At 43.1% G+C, this 20,678-nt stretch carries 17 protein-coding genes; 7 read left to right on the top strand and 10 right to left on the bottom strand.

Features of this window, described 5'->3' with window-relative positions:
• Positions 1-4: 4 nt before the first annotated feature.
• Positions 5-712: a hypothetical protein gene (locus tag GSQ19_RS09215; RefSeq protein WP_011317653.1), complete on the bottom strand. Its 708-nt coding sequence runs from the start codon at positions 710-712 to the stop codon at positions 5-7.
• Positions 713-773: 61 nt separating this feature from the next.
• Positions 774-1,916 carry a magnesium/cobalt transporter CorA gene (corA, locus tag GSQ19_RS09210; RefSeq protein ID WP_011317652.1) on the bottom strand — a complete coding sequence of 381 codons (1,143 nt, stop codon included), beginning with the start codon at positions 1,914-1,916 and terminating at the stop codon, positions 774-776.
• Positions 1,917-2,149: 233 nt separating this feature from the next.
• Between corA and glyS the strand changes: the two genes are divergently transcribed.
• Together glyS and murD are read left to right on the top strand one after the other, a co-directional pair.
• Entirely contained in the window at positions 2,150-4,300 is a 2,151-nt protein-coding gene (glyS, locus tag GSQ19_RS09205) for a glycine--tRNA ligase subunit beta (RefSeq protein WP_011317651.1), read from the top strand.
• Positions 4,301-4,384: 84 nt separating this feature from the next.
• Positions 4,385-5,752: a UDP-N-acetylmuramoyl-L-alanine--D-glutamate ligase gene (murD, locus tag GSQ19_RS09200; protein ID WP_011317650.1), complete on the top strand. Its 1,368-nt coding sequence runs from the start codon at positions 4,385-4,387 to the stop codon at positions 5,750-5,752.
• Between the two features lie 16 nt (positions 5,753-5,768).
• Here the strand turns inward: murD and GSQ19_RS09195 are convergent, their stop codons facing one another.
• The 3 genes from GSQ19_RS09195 to GSQ19_RS09185 form a co-directional block, all read right to left on the bottom strand.
• On the bottom strand, positions 5,769-7,199 hold the full coding sequence (locus tag GSQ19_RS09195; RefSeq protein ID WP_011317649.1) for a sensor histidine kinase: 1,431 nt from the start codon (positions 7,197-7,199) through the stop codon (positions 5,769-5,771).
• The gene (locus tag GSQ19_RS09190; protein WP_011317648.1) at positions 7,196-7,573 is read right to left on the bottom strand and encodes a response regulator transcription factor; all 378 of its coding nucleotides are present in this window, start codon (positions 7,571-7,573) and stop codon (positions 7,196-7,198) included. Before GSQ19_RS09190 ends, GSQ19_RS09195 begins: the two co-directional genes overlap by 4 nt.
• Positions 7,574-7,678: 105 nt before the next feature.
• Positions 7,679-8,296 carry a DUF3611 family protein gene (locus GSQ19_RS09185; protein WP_011317647.1) on the bottom strand — a complete coding sequence of 206 codons (618 nt, stop codon included), beginning with the start codon at positions 8,294-8,296 and terminating at the stop codon, positions 7,679-7,681.
• Positions 8,297-8,509: 213 nt separating this feature from the next.
• On the opposite strand from GSQ19_RS09185, the gene GSQ19_RS09180 reads away from it, so the two are divergent.
• Together GSQ19_RS09180 and GSQ19_RS09175 are read left to right on the top strand one after the other, a co-directional pair.
• Positions 8,510-8,983 carry a TspO/MBR family protein gene (locus GSQ19_RS09180; RefSeq protein ID WP_011317646.1) on the top strand — a complete coding sequence of 158 codons (474 nt, stop codon included), beginning with the start codon at positions 8,510-8,512 and terminating at the stop codon, positions 8,981-8,983.
• Positions 8,984-9,072: 89 nt separating this feature from the next.
• Positions 9,073-9,546 (top strand): TspO/MBR family protein, encoded by a 474-nt coding sequence (locus GSQ19_RS09175; RefSeq protein ID WP_011317645.1) that lies wholly within the window; start codon positions 9,073-9,075, stop codon positions 9,544-9,546.
• Positions 9,547-9,554: 8 nt separating this feature from the next.
• Here GSQ19_RS09175 and GSQ19_RS09170 read toward each other — a convergent pair whose 3' ends face one another.
• The 3 genes from GSQ19_RS09170 to GSQ19_RS09160 form a co-directional block, all read right to left on the bottom strand.
• Positions 9,555-10,244, bottom strand: a complete 690-nt coding sequence (locus GSQ19_RS09170) for a M15 family metallopeptidase (RefSeq protein WP_041456610.1) — start codon at positions 10,242-10,244, stop codon at positions 9,555-9,557.
• A gap of 59 nt (positions 10,245-10,303) precedes the next feature.
• Positions 10,304-11,539 carry a hypothetical protein gene (locus tag GSQ19_RS09165; RefSeq protein ID WP_011317643.1) on the bottom strand — a complete coding sequence of 412 codons (1,236 nt, stop codon included), beginning with the start codon at positions 11,537-11,539 and terminating at the stop codon, positions 10,304-10,306.
• Between the two features lie 477 nt (positions 11,540-12,016).
• Complete coding sequence (locus GSQ19_RS09160) at positions 12,017-12,556, bottom strand: DUF3172 domain-containing protein (protein ID WP_010998257.1); 540 nt, start codon at positions 12,554-12,556, stop codon at positions 12,017-12,019.
• An 872-nt stretch (positions 12,557-13,428) separates the two neighbouring features.
• Here GSQ19_RS09160 and GSQ19_RS09155 point away from each other — a divergent pair.
• Positions 13,429-13,860 carry a CAAD domain-containing protein gene (locus tag GSQ19_RS09155; protein WP_011317642.1) on the top strand — a complete coding sequence of 144 codons (432 nt, stop codon included), beginning with the start codon at positions 13,429-13,431 and terminating at the stop codon, positions 13,858-13,860.
• Between the two features lie 227 nt (positions 13,861-14,087).
• Here GSQ19_RS09155 and GSQ19_RS09150 read toward each other — a convergent pair whose 3' ends face one another.
• Both GSQ19_RS09150 and cpcD/petH read right to left on the bottom strand, forming a co-directional pair.
• Positions 14,088-15,377, bottom strand: coding sequence for a homoserine dehydrogenase (locus GSQ19_RS09150; protein WP_011317641.1), 1,290 nt, complete (start codon positions 15,375-15,377; stop codon positions 14,088-14,090).
• Between the two features lie 223 nt (positions 15,378-15,600).
• Positions 15,601-16,923, bottom strand: a complete 1,323-nt coding sequence (cpcD/petH, locus tag GSQ19_RS09145) for a bifunctional rod-capping linker CpcD/ferredoxin--NADP reductase PetH (protein WP_011317640.1) — start codon at positions 16,921-16,923, stop codon at positions 15,601-15,603.
• 1,168 nt (positions 16,924-18,091) lie between these two features.
• On the opposite strand from cpcD/petH, the gene GSQ19_RS09140 reads away from it, so the two are divergent.
• Positions 18,092-19,096 (top strand): phosphoribulokinase, encoded by a 1,005-nt coding sequence (locus GSQ19_RS09140; RefSeq protein ID WP_011317639.1) that lies wholly within the window; start codon positions 18,092-18,094, stop codon positions 19,094-19,096.
• A 263-nt stretch (positions 19,097-19,359) separates the two neighbouring features.
• Positions 19,360-20,622 carry a methionine adenosyltransferase gene (gene metK, locus GSQ19_RS09135; protein WP_011317638.1) on the top strand — a complete coding sequence of 421 codons (1,263 nt, stop codon included), beginning with the start codon at positions 19,360-19,362 and terminating at the stop codon, positions 20,620-20,622.
• Positions 20,623-20,678: the final 56 nt, after the last annotated feature.

The following is a 20,678-nucleotide window of genomic DNA, read 5'->3' as shown; positions in this document are numbered from 1 at the left end:
TTGCTTATTTCTTTTTATTCCAGGGTAGGGCGTAAGTCCAAGGTAATTTTCTGATAGTGAAGGGGCAATTAATAATGGATATGGGAGGAAATTCTGACCCAGGAGCGAAACCTGCACGTACTTTAGTTACGCGCAGTACTAGTTGTAGGGAAAAGTCTAACTCCTTACCTCTATTCATAAATTCGCTATGCAATTTTTTCTGGGGTGGCCCGCCTTTTTGTAACCCTGTAATATTAATTAAGGGTTTTTTCGCTGAATAAGTGCCGGTTTCTTTGTCACGCTCGAAGACATCTTCGGCTGTAATTGACTCTGTTAGTGTCTTTTTTGGAACAATTAAACTAGGGCTTTGTGGTACGGCTAAATCACGGGTTAAATCTGGTGATTTTCTAATAACGCGCCGTGATTGTTTGGAATGTTCGACTACTAAAGAGCTATTGTCCCAGTCTACATAAATAGCGACATCATCAGATTTATTCTCAATGCTGATTGAGAGGTCTTTAACGTCATCATAGGAGTTAGAGGCTGCAAGTTTAAAGGATATACCAATTTTGTCGTCTAGCTCTTGCTCCTTTAGTTGGTCATCTACTACGGATTTTTTAAACTCATATTTGATGCGATCGTCAATGGCATCAACCATGCGATTAAATATATAAGATACACCGATAATATAGATTGTTAAGACAAGTAAATTTTGGTCAGTACTCCTGGTCATACTTAATATATAAACTCCATATAATAATTTTTCTTACCCAACCCCTTGGCAAAGTTCAATATTAATCACGCTCAATCATAGAAGAATTTTCTAGCCAACCTCGTTTCCAAAATAGAAAGAGTAATGCAAAAGCGATCGCTCCCATAACTCCTAAGCACAGGGGATAACCCCAATACCAGTTCAACTCAGGCATATTGTAGGGTGATTTTTCCGTATTGAAATTCATGCCATATATACCTGCAACAAAAGTTAGGGGAATAAAGATAGATGAAACCACTGTCAGTAGTTTCATAACTTCATTCATTTTGTTACCGACTGCTGACAAGTATACATCCATCAAACCAGAGGCTAACTCGCGGTAGGTTTCCACCATATCCATGACTTGCACTGTATGGTCATAACAATCGCGGAGATAGATTTGCACCTCCGGGCTAATTAGTTGACTGCGATCGCGTATCAAAGAATTAATCGCATCTCGTTGCGGCCAAATAGCGCGACGCAGTTGTAGTAATTCTCGCCTGACTTGATAAATTTTTTGCAGTGTTTGGCGAGTAGGACTAACGATTACTTCTTCTTCTAAATCCTCAAGTGCTTCCCCGTAACGTTCCAAAACGGGGAAAAAACCATCAATGATTGCATCAAGCAAAGCATAAGCTAAATAGTCTGCCCTTTGGCGACGGATATTTCCTTTACCTTTTTCAATTCGCATCCTCACGCCTTCAAAGCAATCATGCTCCGGTTCTTCCTGAATACTTAACAAGTAATGTTTACCTAAGACTAAACTGACTTGCTCACTATAAAACCCTGATTCTCTTTCCTTGGGTACAACCATCCGGGCAATAAATAATAATTGGTCGTCATAATCCTCAGTTTTGGGGCGTTCCGATACATTCACCACATCTTCCAACACCAGAGGCGGTAATTCAAAAATTTGCCCCACTCGCTCTAAGATGTCTTGATTACCCAAACCCTGGACATCTACCCAAGTCACAGACTCCGTATCCAAATAGGGAACGCATTCTTCCGGGGTTGCAACTCGCCGATGAACAAAATCAGTTTGATTATAGTCAATCAAGTCAATTTCCGGTGGTGGCGCATCTGCATCAATAATAATGGTTCCAGGGATGGTTCCAGGGTAGTGATAGAACTCATCTTTGTATGGTTTATTGACTACTTTGGCAAAGCGACGCAGTTTTCTAATCATGCAGTTATACCCGATACTTATTCATTGAAAGAGTCAAGAGTCAATGGTCAATGGTCAAAAGTTCGCTTCTCTCTCACTGCCTCCTGAGTGCTGAGTAAGAGTTTTTTCCCCTACACCCCTAAACCCTTATACCCCTACACCCTACTTCCTAGTTCCTTCTTCGTCAGCCTGACCGCAAGGTAAACTGTTGGAATTGATAAAGTTAAGCTACGCAAAGTTAAAAATAGAGTCCTATGCCTGGGTTTTTATTGGAAGTTGGAACAGAAGAATTACCTGCAAGCTTTCTCAGTGGTGCGATCGCTCAGTGGCGATCGCGGATTCCCCAGAGTTTAGCAGCTAATAGCCTCACCAGTGAATCTGTAGAAGTCTACGGGACTCCCCGGCGTTTGGCAGTACTCATCACAGGTTTACCATCCCAGCAGCCGGATCGGGAAGAGGAAATCAAAGGCCCACCAGCTCAAGCAGCTTTTAAAGATGGTCAACCAACTCCAGCCGCCGTCGGTTTTGCTAAAAAGCAAGGGGTAGAGCTAGAGGCATTAGAGGTACGCCCCACGGATAAGGGGGAATTTGTCTTTGTCCAGAAAAAAACGCCCGGTCGTCCTGTGGCAGAAATATTAACTGAACTTGTCCCCCAATGGATTTATCACCTAGAAGGTAAGCGGTTGATGCGTTGGGGTGATGGGGATGTTAGGTTTTCTCGTCCCATTCGCTGGCTAGTTACTTTATTAGATGAGGCGATTTTACCCCTGGAATTGGTGAATGGTTCCTTGACAGTGAAGAGCGATCGCATCTCCTACGGTCATCGGGTTTTACATCCCGCACCAATTACAATTCAACAAGCCAGTGATTATGTCAACACACTGCGTTCTGGTTATGTAACTGTAGATGCTAAGGAACGGGCAGCGATAATTAAGGAACAAGTAGAAACTACAGTCCAAAAATTAGGCGGTTATACAGAAATTTACCCAGATTTGTTAGAGGAAGTTACTAACTTAGTAGAATGGCCTTCCCCTGTGGTCGGTAAATTTGAAGAAGAATTTTTAAACTTACCAACGGAAGTCACGACCACCGTTATGGTGAGTCACCAGCGTTATTTTCCCGTGTTTAAAACTGGGGATCATAAAGAACTTTTACCTTATTTCATCACCGTTTCTAACGGCGACCCCACTAAATCAGATGTGATTGCTGTTGGTAATGAAAGAGTGATTCGGGCTAGATTAGCAGATGGTCAGTTTTTCTATAAAACCGATTTATCCAAGAGTTTAGAAAGTTATTTACCCCAATTAGAAACAGTCACCTTTCAAGAAGATTTGGGATCTCTACGTGGCAAGGTAGAGAGAATTGTTAAGGTTGCTGCAAAAATTAGCAGTCAACTTGAATTAGGAGAAAGCGATCGCCAACATATCCAAAGAGCTACTTTATTATGTAAAGCTGATTTAGTTACCCAAATGGTGTTTGAATTCCCAGAACTACAGGGAATTATGGGACAAAAGTATGCTGTAGCTAGTGGAGAAAGTCCAGAAGTTGCCACGGCAATTTTTGAACATTATTTACCACGGGGAGCCGATGACATCTTACCCCAAACCCTTACAGGTCAAGTCGCCGGTTTGGCAGATAGACTCGATACTTTAGTGAGTATCTTTGGCTTGGGCTTAATTCCCACAGGTTCATCTGACCCCTTTGCTTTACGCCGCGCCGCCAACGCTGTTATTAACATTACTTGGGCTGCTAATTTACAAATTAACTTAGCTAGTTTACTGGCACAAACAGTCACCGAATTTGCCACCCAATACAACAAAGACCAAGCACCGTTAATTACAGCCCTAAACGAGTTCTTCTTACAACGCATCCGCACCTTATTACAAGAAGAAAAACAAATCGACTACGACCTCGTAAATGCGGTGTTGGGAGACAATGACCCAGAATATACAGAACGAGCATTACAGGATTTACTAGATGTGCGCGATCGCGCTCTTTATCTGCAACAAATCCGCCGCGACGGTACACTAGATAAAATCTATGAAACCGTGAACCGTTCTACACGCCTAGCAGCCCAAGGTGATTTGGATACCCAACAGCTAGACCCCACATCTGTACTGCGTCCCGAACTGTTCCAAAAATCTTCCGAATCAGCTTTTTACGATGCTTTGCTCAAGCTAGTACCCCAAACGCAAGCAGCACAACAGTCACGCAACTATCAATTGTTAGTAGCGGGGTTAGTGGAGATTGCGCCTACTGTGAGTAACTTCTTTGATGGGGCGGATAGCGTTTTAGTGATTGACCCCGACCCAGAAATCAAGCGCAATCGTTTAAATATCCTGGGATTATTGCGGAATCATGCCCGTGTACTAGCTGACTTTGGGGCGATCGTGAAAAATCTGTAGTATAAAGCAATAAAAAGTGGTGTAATTTTTGCCCATTAAGCGCTACCATTATGAGTGCTTAACCAGGGAACTCTGCCACAGTCTATGTCCAAAGCCCATGTAGTTGGATTAGGAAAGTCCGGTGTTGCTGCGGCGAGATTGTTGAAACGGGAAGGTTGGGAGGTAGTGCTAAGCGATCGCAATACCTCCGATACCCTCCTAAAACAGCAACAAGAACTCGCTAAAGAACAAATCACAGTTGAATTAGGGTATTCGCTAGATTTTGCTGGTGCTTTACCTGATTTGATTGTTGTCAGTCCCGGCGTTCCTTGGGACATTCCCGCCTTAGTCAAAGCGCGAGAATTGGGCATAGAAACTATCGGCGAAATGGAATTGGCTTGGCGACATTTAAAGTCCTTGCCTTGGGTAGGAATTACCGGCACTAATGGCAAAACCACCACCACCGCCTTAATCGCCGCTATCTTTCAAGCAGCAGGATTCGATGCCCCCGCCTGCGGTAACATCGGCTATGCAGCTTGTGAAGTTGCCTTAGCAGCAACGCCCCCAGACTGGATAATTGGGGAAATGAGCAGCTATCAAATAGAATCTTCCCTTACCTTAGCCCCCCACATTAGTATCTGGACAACCTTCACCCCAGACCACCTAGCCCGCCACAAAACGTTAGAAAACTATTACGACATCAAAGCCAAGTTATTACGTCAATCCCATCTACAAGTGTTCAATGGTGATGATGCTTACCTATCTAAAATAGGTGCAAGTCATTGGCCGGATGCCTATTGGACAAGTGTGAAAGGGAAAGATTACCTAATTGGTGACAAAGGCTTTTATATTGAAGATGGCTGGGTGGTAGAACAATTACAGCCAAACTCCTCGCCTCAAAGAATTGTTGCAGCTGAAGCCTTACGCATGGTAGGGGCGCACAACCTGCAAAATCTCCTCATGGCAGTAGCCGCAGCCCGTTTAGCAGATATTCCCCCCAATGCCATTGACAAGGCGGTGCGAGAATTTCCAGGGGTTGCCCATCGCTTGGAACATATCTGCACTTGGCAAGGCATCGACTTTATCAACGACAGCAAAGCCACCAACTACGATGCGGCGGAAGTAGGTCTAGCATCGGTGAAAAGCCCAGTGATTTTGATTGCTGGTGGTGAAGCCAAACCAGGGGATGATGCAGCTTGGTTAGCGAAAATCCAAGGGCAAACATCAGCTGTATTACTCATTGGCAACGCTGCACCAGCATTTGCCCAACGCCTACAAGAAATCGGCTATAGCAATTATGAAATCGTGGAGACGATGGAACAAGCGGTAAGGCGATCGCTAGACTTAGCTAAACACCATCAAGCACCCGTAGTCTTACTATCCCCAGCCTGCGCTAGCTTTGACCAATACCCCAATTTTGAAGCACGGGGCGATCATTTTCGTCAATTGTGTCTGGAATTGGTAGGGTCGTAAGGGGAGCAGAGAAGAATTAGTTATTTTTTGCTGGCAACGGGAGATAAATGGTAAAGGTTGCCCCTTGATGGGCAGTGCTGTTGGCTGTAATACGTCCTTGATGGGCTTCTATAATTCGTTTAGTAATCGCTAGTCCTAAACCGCTACTTTTACCTGTGCGTGAGGGATCTGTTGTATAAAACTGTTCAAAAATCCGGGGTAAATCCTGTTCCCGAATGCCTTTGCCTTGGTCTTGAATTTTGATAACTGCTTGTTTACCGTCGCTGTAGCCAGAAATCAAGACTTGAGAATCAGGTTGTGAGTGTTTGATGGCATTATCCAGTAAATTCAAAATGGCTTGTAATAGGCGTTCTGGATCACCTTGGATGAGTAAATCGCTTACTTTAACTTGCAATGATACGCCAGCAGCCTGCATTCTAGGTTCCATAGCATTAACCGCACGGTTGATCAAACCTGATAATGATAAATTTTGCTGTTCTAGCTGGCTGACCCCCGCTTCTAAGCGTCCTAAATCTAACAGGTCATGAATCAGTCGTGATAAACGTTTAGTTTCATTTTCAATTGTTTGAAAAAAGCGATCGCGCAATTGAGGTTCTTCGTAAGCTCCCCCTTTCAGTGCATCTACTGTCACCTGAACATTGCTAATAGGTGTGCGGAGTTCATGAGAAACATTTGCCAGAAAAGTTCTGCGCTCTTGGTCTAGAGAGGCTAATCTTTCACTCATCCGGTTCAGTTCCACCGCTAGCTGATCCAATTCATTATTCTCATGGATAGTTAAGGTATCGCCAAATTGACCACTACCCAACCGAATTGCGAAGTTACCCATAATTTCAATCGGTCTAGAAAGACTGCGAGCAAAGCGCGTGCTAATCAACGCGCATAAAACGATAGTTAACGCCAAGCTACCCAGTACACTAACAATCACTCTTGCAAACTGACGCTGAAATTGCTCCAAAGTAATTGACATTCGCAGCACACCCAGGAATTGACCGTTCCGCACAATGGGTTTGGCAACGTACAGGCGATCTTTACGCGATAAAATACCTTTAGCGACCCCCTGGGATTGACGTTTTTGCAGAGCTTCAGCCATTCCCGGAACTGCGTACCAGTTTTGAACTTGTTGATCTAAATTGGGATCAGAAGTGGCTAGCAAGCTACCTTTCTGATTAAAAATACGGAGTGTAAGGTTTTGTGGTGCGCCATATCTCTGCACTAATAGATTGACGCGTTGCAGATTTTTTTCTTCCAAAGCATCTGCTACACTCTCGCTCAAAGCATTTGTCCAGTTCTCTAAGTCGCTTTGTCGCGATCGCATAAAGTAAACATGGAAAGACCAGAGAATATAGCTGGCCATACAGGAAGTCCCCAAGACTATCAGCAGCAGATAAGTAGCTAACAACTTGGAATGAATAGTATTTAATTTAATAGCAGGCCACCAGCCTTTCATGCTGGCTGCTCTCCAGCGCGACGACGTAACACGGCTTTAATGCGTGCCAAAAGCTCACGGGTGTTGAATGGCTTGGTGACGTAATCATCTGCTCCCGCTTCCAAACCCCAAATTTTATCTATGTCTTGATCTTTAGCTGTCAACATTACTATTGGCACGTCGGAAAATGCCCGAATGCGCCAACAAACTTCCATTCCGCTTACTTCTGGTAGCATCAAGTCCAGCAAAATTACATCCGGTACTTGTTTATGGAATTGTTTAATTGCACTCTGTCCATCTGCGACGGTCGTCACTGTATAGCCCTCTTTTTGTAGGGTATAAGCGAGACTTTCACATAGGGCTACTTCATCATCTACCAGTAAGACGTGGGGCATTTGTCATTGATCATTAACTCCTAAGTATAGACTGACAATGAGTGAGATTTTTGGCATCTTTCTAGAGATACAAAGTGAACTACTTTGCTGCTCTCCCATTCCCAATTAGTGTTGATGTACTCGCTCAAGTAACCAAATTGAAGCGATCGCCCCGACAAAATGGGCAGAAATACCGTTGATATTTGCTACCATGACAAATACATCCAGCGCCCTGATAATTTTGTTGGGGTCAGTAATGGCAACTCCCGGTGGTTGAGAAATCGATTTTGCGATGAGTACACCCAAGGTTGCACCAGCACCTACAAGGGTTAGTAATATTCCCGCTAAACTTACTATTATTCCTAGCCTAATAGCCGCGCTGGTATCTGCCTTACTTGGATGCAAAGCTGGATTAGGATTTGCTAAATGCTTCCCGATGCGGGTGTAACGAAAATCCCAATAAACGCTAAATAACAAGGCTATAAGACCACAGACAGCCCAAAATATCCCGATTCCTAAACCTGCATTCGGTTGATCGGTAAAGCCGCGACCAGTGGAGGCAAATAGTAAAACTAAACCAGTTACCACAGCCAGCCCCAATTGTACCCAAAGGATAATCCAGCCTGTGAGCCGAATTGTATTGGCAATTCCGTATAGTGTTGGTGCTACAGATGGCATTCCACTTACAGTAGACGATGACCTTCCGCCCACCGTCGGCGATCGCATTTCTGATTCCGCTTCCATATCAATTTCCTTGGCTCATCCCCCAACCACCACGATATTTCCCCTCTTGTATACATACCCCCATCCACAGACAGAACCCCCCTCCAGCCTGGAGACATAAAGTTGTCTATCTCAAACTTAGGATTGATGAGTAATTGGGGTTCTAATTGCCAAAATATAGGCAGAATAAGGCATATTTAAGCGATACATAGCATTTGCTAAGGAATAAGGGGCATGATTAAATCTTGGATGGTGATTGGTGGTGTGGCTATTTTGGTGGCCTTGGCTGCTAATGTAATGACACCGAGCGATCGCAAGTGGTTCAACCGCCTGCAAAGACCCAGATGGCTAACATTTGAAGCAGCAATCCCAGTAATCTGGACTGTAATTTTTATCTGTGGTGCTTGGTCTGCTTATATTGTGTGGGAGAAAAACCCAGGAACCAATACAACGTGGATCATCATGGGTTTATATCTGCTATTAGAAATTGTAACTATTGCATATACACCTGTGATGTCTAAGCTCCGCAGTCTTCGGGTAGGTACAATTGTCGGAGGTACAGGTTTAGTTGTCAGCATAATTTTAACGCTGGTCGTCTTAAATATTTCTGGTTGGGCAGCATTATTACTAGTTCCTTATTTGCTGTGGAGTCCCATCGGTACTTACACTACTTGGCAAATGGCTCATCTCAATCCTCAAGATGCTTAATCTTCTTACTAACGACTGATTAATCCCCTATCCGCGATTGTCAAACTGTCAGTATATGACTGGACAAAAGCGTAGGGATAGGAAAAAGTATGATTTCCTCTTGGTTAGTGATTGGGGCTGTAACTTTCTTAGTCGCAGTTGGGAGTTTCTTCATTACGCCCCGCGATGTTAAATGGTTTGCTCAATTAAGTCGCCCCCGATGGCTAGTTTTTGAGCAATTTATCCCCTTGATTTGGACTGTAATTTTTATTTGCGGTGCGGCTTCCGCCTATGTTGTTTGGGAACACGATCCAGGCGGTATCATCACTTGGCTACTAATGGGTTTATACCTTTTAGTAGAAATCATCACCGTAACTTATATACCTTTAATGTTGAGATTTCGCAGTCTCAAAACGGGAGAAATTATTGGCTTAAGCGGTTTCATCGCAGGTATTGTGTTGGCGATCGCCGTACTCCCCATTTCTGGACTAGCATCTGTATTATTGATTCCATATCTAGTGTGGAGTCCCATCGGCACATATACCACCGACGAACTAAGACAACTCAATCCCGAAGACGCTTAAACCCAGGACTATAACACACGTCCATAGAGGGCAGTAGGCTGCTTGTTCAACCAAGCCCACATTTGATCACCGTAACAAAAATGCCACCACTCCTTCGGATTGCGTTGGAAACCAGCTTTTAACATCACATCACACAACAATTGACGATGCGCGTGATATTCCTGCGCTGCTGGTTGCTCATTATTGGCATAGTAATCTGGATGCGATCGCTCTGACAATTCATCAATCGGTGAACCCATGTTTACAACCTGTCCGCTATCGTCTACTAAAGTCACGTCCACGGCTGCACCCGTACTGTGGGGAGGAGGAGTTTTTTCATCCAAACTCGGTACAGCCCAAATTTCATAAACCGCTTGCCAAATTTCTTGACGTTGATGCGGCGTTAATTCAGCTTCAATTAACCCTCGTTCCTCGACTGCCAGAGCAAAGCTGTAATCTACCATAAATTGCTGCACAGCTACTGGACGATAGGCATCAAAAATCTGGATGCGCCAGCGAGAACGCAGCGACTCTAAATAACTTTGAGCTTTTGTTAAACAGTTAACAACACTCTGACGCAAAAAATAAGGTGAATATTCTCCGTAAGCAGCCCCCAATTTTGCATAGGGATGGGGAGATTCCCACGCAAACAATTCCAAAGGAATCTCTACTAGAGCCTCACCACATTCCGCTATCGGTATCTGGTGATAAGGTCTGATCTGGTAATTAATCACTCTCAGCAGGTTTAGTTAAACATAAACCTAGAATTTACCTTGTTTTAAGGATAAGAGTAACCATTATTTTGAATGCCGTTGATATTCTGCCCCTGAGGCAAGCCATTATTGGGAAAATTAGATTGGGGTAGTTGTGAATTGCCGTAATTACCAGGAATTACTGGATTTGTGGTTGTGTTAACGTTAGCGCGAGGATTTCGCACAGAGTAGGGGCCAATAATCGGTGATGTTCCAGTCAGGACGGTTGACGTCGATTGATTTTGGTTTGGTAAATTTTGGAGATAATTCAAATTATTGGCAGGATTCGGTAAAGTTGGCTGAGTATAACCTGTTCCCGAACTGACTCCTGTATTGGGTGCGATCGGCTGATTGTTATTCAAGTTATTGTAAGGAAGTGGCTGAATGTAACCCGTTCCCGAATTTAACCTCGTGTTTAGTGGAACAGACTGACCGTTATTTAAGTTATTGTAAGCACCTGGCTGTGTATAATTGGAGCCAGGGTTTAAACCCGTGCCAGGTGAAAACCCTTGACTAGGTTGAGTGCTGCTGGGAAAAGACTGCATCACTCCACCATAGGAAGTTACGCTTGTAGGGTTGATGATGGCTGAAGGGTTATTATTTAGACTAGGCATGGTCTGATTAGACGATTGGCTCATTCCTGTTGGTAATACAGTGCTGGAGTCAATGTTTTGCCTACCGTTAATTTGATTAACTAAACCTGGACTGAGTATAGAAGAATTAGCAGTTTCTCTTATAGGTGCAGTGGAACCGTTCCCCATCTTATATCCCAACAACTGATTATTATCTGTCGCACCAAACCGCAATAAGTTTTCTGCTTCTGATATAAAAATACTTTTTCCAACAGATGTAGGCAATTGACCGTTAACCAAATTGGCACCTGAATTTGCTTTAGAGCTGTCAATAGTCTGTGTTTTGTTGGCTGTATTAGGTAATGGAGTTTTATTTTTATTCTCCTGCGATTTAGCTATCTTTGTTGGTGTAATGATTGGCTCAGTTTCAGCAAACAAAGACTGCAAATTATCAATATCTGCTGCAATAGCTTTATCTTCCTCCGAGAGGAGGGGGTCATCAGCCTTTGCCACAGGATTCTGAGTTGCTGGATTGCTAGTTGATACATCCGGGTTAGCCCAGTATTGCTGAAGAACTAGCCCCACGACACATAAGAAAATTGCTGTTCCCCAAAAACTAGGTTTGCCCAAATTTAATAACCTAGCTCTGAGATAGCGCCAGTATGGAGAAGGATAACGACGATTTGGCATATATTTTTGCTAGATAAGTGATTGATATAGGAATCCGACTTGATTCTTGAAAATATCTAAGTATCTGTAGGGTGGGCATTGCCCAACGCCACTTGCGTGACTGTCGGGAAATCCCAAAGTTCTGATGCCTGCGGTGGGCTGCGCCAACATAGGAAAACTCCGATCAGAATTGTCTTCGTCCAACGCAGTGGCTCCCCTATGTATAATTCACAAACTAGATAGTAGTCCTATAGTTTTATATTACTTATACTTAGGATTGTATGATTTATTCTTACCTGCCTATTTAAAGTATAGGTGTTGTAGTCTTGAAGTTTGGTAATGGGCTTTTGCCATCATTGTCAACGTTTGACTGAGCGCTCACGCCGTTGTCTAAGAGAGGCTGCGCCAACGCGTAGCATCCCCCAAGGAACTGCAAACGTTAACTCAATAATTGCCAATAAAGAAATTTACCCATTACCCATTAACAGTTCTAACTCATTAAAATCTTTCTGTTTCTTGAGATGGTGCGACGGCTCCCGGTTGAGACATAAAGAAGTTTTGGGCAGACTCATTTTGGTAAATACACCTAATATCAGGTTTTTCGCTATCTAAGTTACCTGTAAAGCCAAAGGTGTTGAGACGATTCTTACATTCTCTAACTTGATCAGATGTGACAAGTTTACGTTGCTCCAAAAGCGCCCAGTTATTTTGCCGCAGAACACATCCAGGCCGCATACTAGGTTGGGCAACATAGACATTAAATGGGTTGAGAGTCACAAATAATCGAGCGTCCATCACCATTGCACTTGCCCCATACTGGACGCAAATCTCTGGATTTGGTGCTTTCGTGTCGATAAATTCACGAGAGGCAACATTTGATGAAGATAAGGTGGTTGTAGAGCTAAAAGCAATACCAATTCCAATTCCTAATACAAGAACTCCCCCCAAAATAGCAATGGTGGCAAAGTTAAATATGGAGGGTTGGAAACCAGGAGATTTAGATGTAGTAGTTGATCTACCAGTAGATTTACGTCTCATTCTTGCCTTATGACCTTCATACCTGAAAAAGCCGAGAGTTGTTCTAACAGTAATAAGTTACGAGTTATCAATGCAAGAGAATGTTAATAACTGTTTGCTGTTCACTGATTTAATTTACTCTCCCTATTTCAGTATGCCGATTATTGACGTAATTGACCGCTACTTCTCAGACAATATTTAATATTTGATGTATTACCATGAGAAAATCTCAATGTCTATCGGAATCCGACTTGATTATTGAAAATATCTAAGTATCTGTAGGGTAGGTGTTGCCCAAGGCCACTCGCTTGACTGCCAGGAAACCTCCGCTTAGATTTTTCTTCGTCCAACGCAGTGGCTCCCCTACGTATATTTCAGAAATCAAGTACTATTCCTATAGTTGATTTCAACCTATAAGAATTTCTGTTCAATATCAGTGTTGAGAACCCATAGGCTAATTGGCGATGATCGATGGTTAATCGTAGACCATCACGGCTTAAGATAGCTTTAATATTCAGATAAAATTGGCGTTTATGCTTATATAAATGAGAGGTAGAGTGATTTTTGCATAATTGGCACTTAAATGAGTACGATTATGAGCAACTGACACAGTTTGGGATAATAACAACCTGAAGATTGCAGTTGATCCACGAAAACAGAATTTAGAAAGGTGCTGATTGTATTACATTCCGCATTTTTCTGACTTCTATCTTCCTACTGACCGTCTACCTTGTAGTTGATGCAGTAGATGTTATGGGACAAGTATGGTTAATAGGATACCAAACCCTGTTCCCCAACTCAGTCTGATGCACTTGTGCATTGCCTAATCAACAGCCTTTCGGTTGTCATTGTCCTAATAGAGAACCTCAACTGTCAAATTTACGGAAGTGAAAATGCAAGAACCGGAATTCGCCCAAACCCAGTCAAAAGAGGCAACAGTGCCAGAAATCAACAGCCAAACAGGAACTATTACTAAACTCCAGCCTCCTGTACAGTCTCAAGAGGAATGGCGCAAATATGGAGAACAAGTTTCTGATTTTTTAGCGACTCTTCCCGATTACGTAGGAAACTTTTTTAATCAATACAAACAACCCTTAGTCAGTGTGGGTTTAATTGTGGCATCAATTGTCGCAGTTAAGGTACTGTTAGCAGTTTTAGATTCTTTGAATGATATTCCTTTAGTAGCACCAACGTTTGAATTGATTGGTATCGGTTACTCTGCTTGGTTTGTCTACCGCTACTTATTGAAGGCTTCAACTAGACAGGAGCTGACTCATGAAATTACCACTCTCAAATCCCAAGTAGTTGGTCAAGAGGATTCATAGTCTAATTTTTGACTAACCACAGCCCAATACCAGTTTTATAAGAGAAATGACCAAGCATAGTCTGCTTGGTCATTTTTTTACTGCGCTGTGCGTGTCATGCCGTTTCTGAATGAAGATAGATGTGTTTTATTCTGGGCTGTAGAGACGTTGCATCAACGTCTCTACATCATTTATTTGGTGCAACTTCATAGAGAATTGGTGTCAGTTGTCAATGCCCATCCCACTTACTACAACACCCGCAATATGCTAGGAATACTGTCAATAGCTGGTAAATTTTGAATTTCTGCTAAGGCTTGGCGAAATTCACCTTCCCTGACATCGTGAGTCACAACTACTATCTCTACTAGTTCTCCTTGAAAGCCAGTTTGGACGATTGATTCTATACTCACACCATGATTACCGAAGCAAGTACCCAATTGACCGATTACACCAGCTTGGTCTTTGGTGAGGAATCGGGCATAAAATCGCGTCAGAAGGTCGCTGATGGGAGCAACTTGGCTATATTCTTCGTGTCTACAGGTTAATAGGGGATTAGGGGCTGTTGTATTGCTTTTTAGCGCTGCTACCAAACTTAATATATCTGAGGTGACGGCGCTGGCGGTTGCACCTGCACCTGCACCAGGGCCAAAAAACATCACCTGACCTATGGGTTCTCCTTCTACGAGAATGGCGTTATACACGCCGTTAATGCTGGCTAAGGGATGTGTTTTGGGTACGAAGGTAGGGTGAACCCTTACCGATAGTTTAGTGGCATCTTGAGCCTGATTTTTAGCGATCGCCAGTAATTTAATCACAAATCCCAATTTTTCGGCATAGGCAATATCTGTCTTACTGACTTGGCGAATCCCCTCACAATACACATCCTCTAAGTTAATTCGCCCATCAAAAGCTAGTGATGCCAGAATAGCAATTTTATCCCCTGCATCTAAGCCGTCTACATCTGCCGTAGGGTCAGCCTCCGCATAACCCAAACGTTGAGCATCAGCTAATACATCACCGAAGTCGCTACCCTCTGTTTGCATCCGAGTCAGGATGTAATTAGTGGTACCGTTAACAATGCCTGTAACAGTATGCAGCCTGTTGACACTTAAAGCCTGCTTTAATGGTTGAATTACGGGAATACCACCACCAACGGCGGCTTCCAGCATCACGTAGACTCCGGCTTGATTAGCAGCCGTGAAAATTTCTGCCCCGAAACGGGCGATCGCTGCTTTATTAGCTGTGACTACGTGCTTACCATTATTTATGGCTTGGAGAATAAGCGATCGCGCCGGTTCTAATCCTCCCATGACCTCAACAACAATATCTACTGCCGGGTCATTGACGATTGACTCTAAATCTGTGGTTATAACTTCCGGCTGTAATTGTACATCGCGGGATTTATTAGGCGATCGTACTCCCACCCGATATATTTCTATTTCTTGCAGTAAAGGGTGACGACCAACTGCATCTTGTAGCAGTTGCACTGTCCCTGTTCCTACCGTACCTAATCCTAAGATTCCCAGCTTTACACCCACAAACTTTGTACCAAATTTAGTTTTAAGTGCTGATTCCTGAGTCCTGTGTCCGGAGTTATCATCCCCAGAAATAAGAACTCATTTCTCAGCTATTTATATACAAAACAATTGTAGGGTCGGCACTGCCCACCCTACAAATTCATCAATTTTGTTAGTTGTTTGTTATCAGTTGTCAGTTGTTTGTATTTCGCTACCGACAAATGACCAATGACAAATGACCAACCTAATATGTTTCTACGTGCCAGCGACCAGCTTTCTTGAGGTCTTTTTGGTAATCACTCCAGGTAACACCTTCTTTCGCAGCAGCAGCACTTAAAGCAGCATCAATGCCCTCTTCCATACCGCGCAAACCACAGATGTAGGTGTGGGTTTTTTCATTCTTGATTAATTGCCACAGTTCATCAGCGTGTTCTGCTACACGGTCTTGGATGTACATTCTGCCACCTTGGGGATTCTTTTGTTCCCGGCTGATAGCGTAAGTTAGGCGGAAGTTATCGGGATATTTCTGTTGGATTTCTTCCAGTTCTTCTTTATAAAGAATGTTGGGAGTTGTAGGAACACCAAAGACTAACCAAGAGAATCCTTTGAATTGATATTCTGGGTTAGCTGCTCTTTCTGCATCCTTGAACATCCGCCACAGGTAAGTCCGCATGGGCGCAATACCAGTACCTGTTGCCAACATGATGACATTAGCTTCAGGATCATCTGGTAACAGCATTTCTTTACCCACAGGTCCAGTGATTTTCACTTCTGAACCTGGTTCGATGTGGGTCAGGTAAGTAGAACAAACACCGTAAACTGTTTCGCCGGTTTCTGGATGTTTGTACTCTAATTGACGGACACAAAGTGAGATTGTTTTATCATCAACATCATCGCCGTGCCGGGTCGAGGCAATGGAGTAGAGTCTCAATTTTTCCGGCTTGCCGTTCTTGTCCACACCTGGCGGAATGATACCAATACTTTGGCCTTCGATGTACTTTAAGTTACCACCAGTTAGATCAAATTTAATGTGCTGAACAATACCGATCCCACCTTCTTTTACCAGTGGTTCATTAGAGATTACCTTACCAATGAATGGAGCATTGGGACGGTAAAGATTAACAGGAACATCAGCGTGTTTGGCTTTCGCTTGAGTCATGGTGTTGCCTTTGTTGTCTTTTTTCTTAAGCTGTTCTTCAGCTGGTGGTTTAGCGAAGCCTTTAGCTCCACTATCAGTTTTTACAGGTGTGGCTTTACCATTCCCCTCAGACTTAGCAGTCTCACTAGACGCATCTGTTACTGTTGCAATGGTAGTTTTACCATTGAGTTGTTGTAGTGCGCTTACCGTTTGAATGCTAACAATCTTGCCGCCTAGTCGAGTGATACGCTGCATTTCTTGATTCATGCGGTTGTAAGGCACTCTGATGAACACACTGCCACTTTTACGAATTGGGTAGTTCGTTTGATCTGTTTCTTCGTTCTGACGCATACCCACCACTTCGTAAACGAAGACGCGGCTACCTGATTCTACGTTGGCAGCACCCTCAAAAGCACCTTGATTAGACATTCCTTCTACCACTCCGATCTTTAACTTAACCGTTTCTCAAAAAAGCTTTTCTCTTCACAAGCCAGCTTTAGTTTATCGGATTTTTCGTTACTAAAACTAGCACTCTGAGAAAGTAGCATTATCAATCAATGCCTTGGTTGTTACACTCTCCTCAAGACGTGCAGGCATAGTAATAAACACACCTGTTCACCTTCTAACTTAGAGGATAAGTCTCGTGGAGAATGTTAATAATGAATCAATTTAATCTTTTTTTTCGTGAAGTTATGCGCCTGCCTTGAAAGAGCAATTAGTATTGAGTCCTGAGTGCTGAGTCTTGTATTCAAGTGCAATTAGCAAACATGAATGCTCTTGGGAAGACTTGTTATTAGCAGCCACCCTGAACTGTGTACACCAGGACAGATGAAAAAGCGAACATAAACTAGAGATGAGAAACCTGTGCTTTTTACTTAGCACTCAGCACCGACTACACGCCTTGCTACCGCTCTAAGCACAACTAGGCCCACAGGGCTTTACAGCACCCAGCACTCAGACTCTTTCCCAGTCAGATACATAACATAAGTTTTACTTGATGTGAAACATCTGTCAACCTATATCAGCACCTTGGGATCATGCTTAAATTCAGGGCTATATATCTGTATCAGATGATCCCCATAACTTTTTTGTACAACTTGCTGGTTCGCTCTGGAGATAGATTCAGCCGAGAATATTTTTAGCTAGGACGAGGGTATAAATAAAAAGTTAGCGAAAATCTTCCCAAATTCACTGCAAAAAAAATTTATACCTTATAGACTGAATGATATAAACTTACAAAATAATAGACGAGTTTGCTACACAGATTACGAGTAGTGATTAGTGGAATTTTAGAAACCACAATTACATCATTGGTATGTTTGTTCAGTCGGTAGATTCTCTTGACAATCAATCTTGTATGGGATACCCCATTCTGTTAAAATCAGCTATACCACTAGGATTAAATACTTACCAGCTATAAATCAAGGATATTCAGAGGATTGCAGTCGTTAATTTCGGTTGTAGGCCTATCTGGATGATTACTTAATGCTGTTAAGTAGCAAGAACGCAGGACAAACCTATGGGGTAAACTCCTGGCTTCACATTCTGCTGTGTGAAAAATTATTGATTGACACATCTTTAGTATCTGAGGAGATTTATGACAACTAAGCCGGAACGCGTGGTACTGATTGGAGTAGCCGGAGACTCCGGGTGCGGTAAATCTACGTTTTTGCGTCGTCTGATAGATTTATTTGGTGAAGAGTTTATGACAGTCATCTGTTTAGATGACTACCATTCTTTGGATCGTAAACAACGTAAAGAAACTGGAATCACCGCACTCGACCCCAGGGCCAACAATTTTGACCTGATGTATGAGCAAATCAAAGCGCTCAAAGAAGGGCAAACGATTAATAAGCCGATTTATAACCACGAAACCGGCCTAATCGATCCACCTGAAATAGTAAAACCAAATCACATTGTAGTGGTTGAGGGTCTACACCCTTTATATGATGAACGGGTGCGATCGCTCCTCGATTTCAGCGTCTATTTTGACATCAGCGATGAAGTCAAAATTGCTTGGAAAATCCAGCGTGATATGGCAGAAAGAGGTCATCGCTACGAAGATGTTCTAGCGGCTATCAATTCTCGTAAGCCAGATTTCCAAAAATATATCGAACCTCAAAGAGAATTCGCCGATGTGGTGCTACAAGTATTGCCCACCAACTTGATCAAGGATGATACAGATCGTAAAGTCCTGCGGGTGCGGATGCTACAACGGGAAGGAAAAGAAGGTTTTGAACCCGCTTACTTGTTTGATGAAGGTTCAACAATTAACTGGACTCCTTGTGGACGTAAGCTCACCTGTTCTTACCCAGGAATGCAGTTATACTACGGTTCCGATGTTTACTACGGTCGCTATGTCTCAGTTCTAGAGGTAGATGGTCAATTTGACAACCTCGAAGAAGTAATCTACATCGAAACCCACCTCAGCAATACATCTACTAAGTATCAAGGTGAGTTGACTCAGCTGTTGCTCCAACACCGTGAATATCCCGGTTCTAACAACGGAACTGGTTTTTTCCAAGTATTAACAGGTTTGAAAATGCGTGCTGCTTACGAGCGCTTGACAGCAAAGGAAGCCAAACTAGCAGTTCAGGTTTAATACAGCAGTTTTTGTGTCAAAACTTCTGGGGTACTTACGAGTACCCCTTTTTTGTATCTACGAAAACATATTCAACCTATTGATAATTTCGGTAAATTAAAATTGTCTAATATAAATACTTAAAGATAGGGTAACTTTACCCGAAAAAACAAGATACTCCCTGCTGGATGTGTCAAGATTGTTATGATTTCAGTAATTAGTAGCTTGACTAAATATCTCAAATGCTTAGTCAGTGAAAATACTATCATTAGGAGGAATACGAATTGTCTCGACGTTATTTATTTACCTCCGAGTCAGTCACCGAAGGCCATCCAGATAAAATCTGCGATCAAATTTCTGATACGATTTTAGACACTTTGCTGACACAAGACCCTACTAGTCGGGTGGCAGCTGAGGTTGTGGTAAATACTGGCTTGGTGTTAATCACCGGTGAAATCACCACTAAGGCTAACGTTAATTATGCCAATATTGCCCGCCAAAAAATTGCGGAAATTGGCTACACCAATGCTGATAATGGCTTTTCTGCTAGCAGCACTAGTGTAATTGTGGCTTTAGATGAACAATCACCAGATATTGCTCAAGGTGTAAACACTGCTCAAGAAACCCGCGAACAGGATAGTGAAGAACTGTTCGATAAAATCGGCGCTGGTGATCAAGGTATCATGTTCGGTTTTGCTTGTAACGAAACTCCAGAATTGATGCCTTTGCCTATTTGCTTGGCTCACCGTATTGCTCGCCGACTAGCAGCAGTCCGTAAGACTGGAGAATTGTCTTATTTACGTCCTGATGGTAAAACTCAAGTTACCGTCGTTTACGAAGATGGCCGCCCAGTTGGCATTGATACGGTGCTGATTTCCACCCAGCATACAGCCACCATCGGCGATATTACCGACGAAGCGGCAGTACAAGCCAAAATCAAACAAGACCTGTGGACTGCTGTAGTTGAACCAGTGTTTGGTGACCTGGAAATTAAACCAGATCAAGAGACACGCTTTTTAGTTAACCCCACTGGTAAGTTTGTCATCGGTGGGCCGCAAGGCGATTCTGGTTTGACAGGACGGAAAATTATTGTCGATACCTATGGCGGTTATTCTCGACATGGTGGCGGCGCTTTCTCTGGCAAAGACCCCACAAAAGTAGACCGTTCTGCGGCTTATGCGGCTCGTTATGTAGCTAAAAATATTGTAGCTGCTGGGTTGGCAGAAAAATGTGAAGTCCAGTTGAGCTATGCAATTGGTGTAGCGCGACCGGTGAGTATTTTTCTCGATACCTTTGGGACTGGCAAGGTAGATGATGAAATTCTGTTGGGACTAGTTAAAGATAACTTTGAACTACGTCCAGCAGGGATTATCCACAGCTTCAACTTACGCAACTTACCAAGCGAAAGAGGCGGACGTTTTTATCAGGACGTCGCGGCTTACGGTCACTTGGGACGGAATGACCTAGATTTACCCTGGGAACGTACCGATAAGGCGGATTTCTTGAAGCAAGCGGTTACCCATTCATTATCAGCTGCGATCGCTTAGATACTCCAATAGAATTAGGGGTGTAAGGGTGTAGGGGTATAGGGGAAAGAAAATGT

It is taken from the genome of Trichormus variabilis 0441 (assembly GCF_009856605.1).
GTDB classification, from domain to species: domain Bacteria; phylum Cyanobacteriota; class Cyanobacteriia; order Cyanobacteriales; family Nostocaceae; genus Trichormus; species Trichormus variabilis.
This window is presented reverse-complemented; position numbering and strand designations above follow the sequence as displayed.

Bases quoted from the DNA above. Each gene is read 5' to 3' on its own strand.
- GSQ19_RS09215 (WP_011317653.1), bottom strand. From the start codon at position 712: ATGACCAGGAGTACTGACCAAAATTTACTTGTCTTAACAATCTATATT.
- corA (WP_011317652.1), bottom strand. From the start codon at position 1,916: ATGATTAGAAAACTGCGTCGCTTTGCCAAAGTAGTCAATAAACCATAC.
- glyS (WP_011317651.1), top strand. From the start codon at position 2,150: ATGCCTGGGTTTTTATTGGAAGTTGGAACAGAAGAATTACCTGCAAGC.
- murD (WP_011317650.1), top strand. From the start codon at position 4,385: ATGTCCAAAGCCCATGTAGTTGGATTAGGAAAGTCCGGTGTTGCTGCG.
- GSQ19_RS09195 (WP_011317649.1), bottom strand. From the start codon at position 7,199: ATGAAAGGCTGGTGGCCTGCTATTAAATTAAATACTATTCATTCCAAG.
- GSQ19_RS09190 (WP_011317648.1), bottom strand. From the start codon at position 7,573: ATGCCCCACGTCTTACTGGTAGATGATGAAGTAGCCCTATGTGAAAGT.
- GSQ19_RS09185 (WP_011317647.1), bottom strand. From the start codon at position 8,296: ATGGAAGCGGAATCAGAAATGCGATCGCCGACGGTGGGCGGAAGGTCA.
- GSQ19_RS09180 (WP_011317646.1), top strand. From the start codon at position 8,510: ATGATTAAATCTTGGATGGTGATTGGTGGTGTGGCTATTTTGGTGGCC.
- GSQ19_RS09175 (WP_011317645.1), top strand. From the start codon at position 9,073: ATGATTTCCTCTTGGTTAGTGATTGGGGCTGTAACTTTCTTAGTCGCA.
- GSQ19_RS09165 (WP_011317643.1), bottom strand. From the start codon at position 11,539: ATGCCAAATCGTCGTTATCCTTCTCCATACTGGCGCTATCTCAGAGCT.
- GSQ19_RS09160 (WP_010998257.1), bottom strand. From the start codon at position 12,556: ATGAGACGTAAATCTACTGGTAGATCAACTACTACATCTAAATCTCCT.
- GSQ19_RS09155 (WP_011317642.1), top strand. From the start codon at position 13,429: ATGCAAGAACCGGAATTCGCCCAAACCCAGTCAAAAGAGGCAACAGTG.
- cpcD/petH (WP_011317640.1), bottom strand. From the start codon at position 16,923: ATGTCTAATCAAGGTGCTTTTGAGGGTGCTGCCAACGTAGAATCAGGT.
- GSQ19_RS09140 (WP_011317639.1), top strand. From the start codon at position 18,092: ATGACAACTAAGCCGGAACGCGTGGTACTGATTGGAGTAGCCGGAGAC.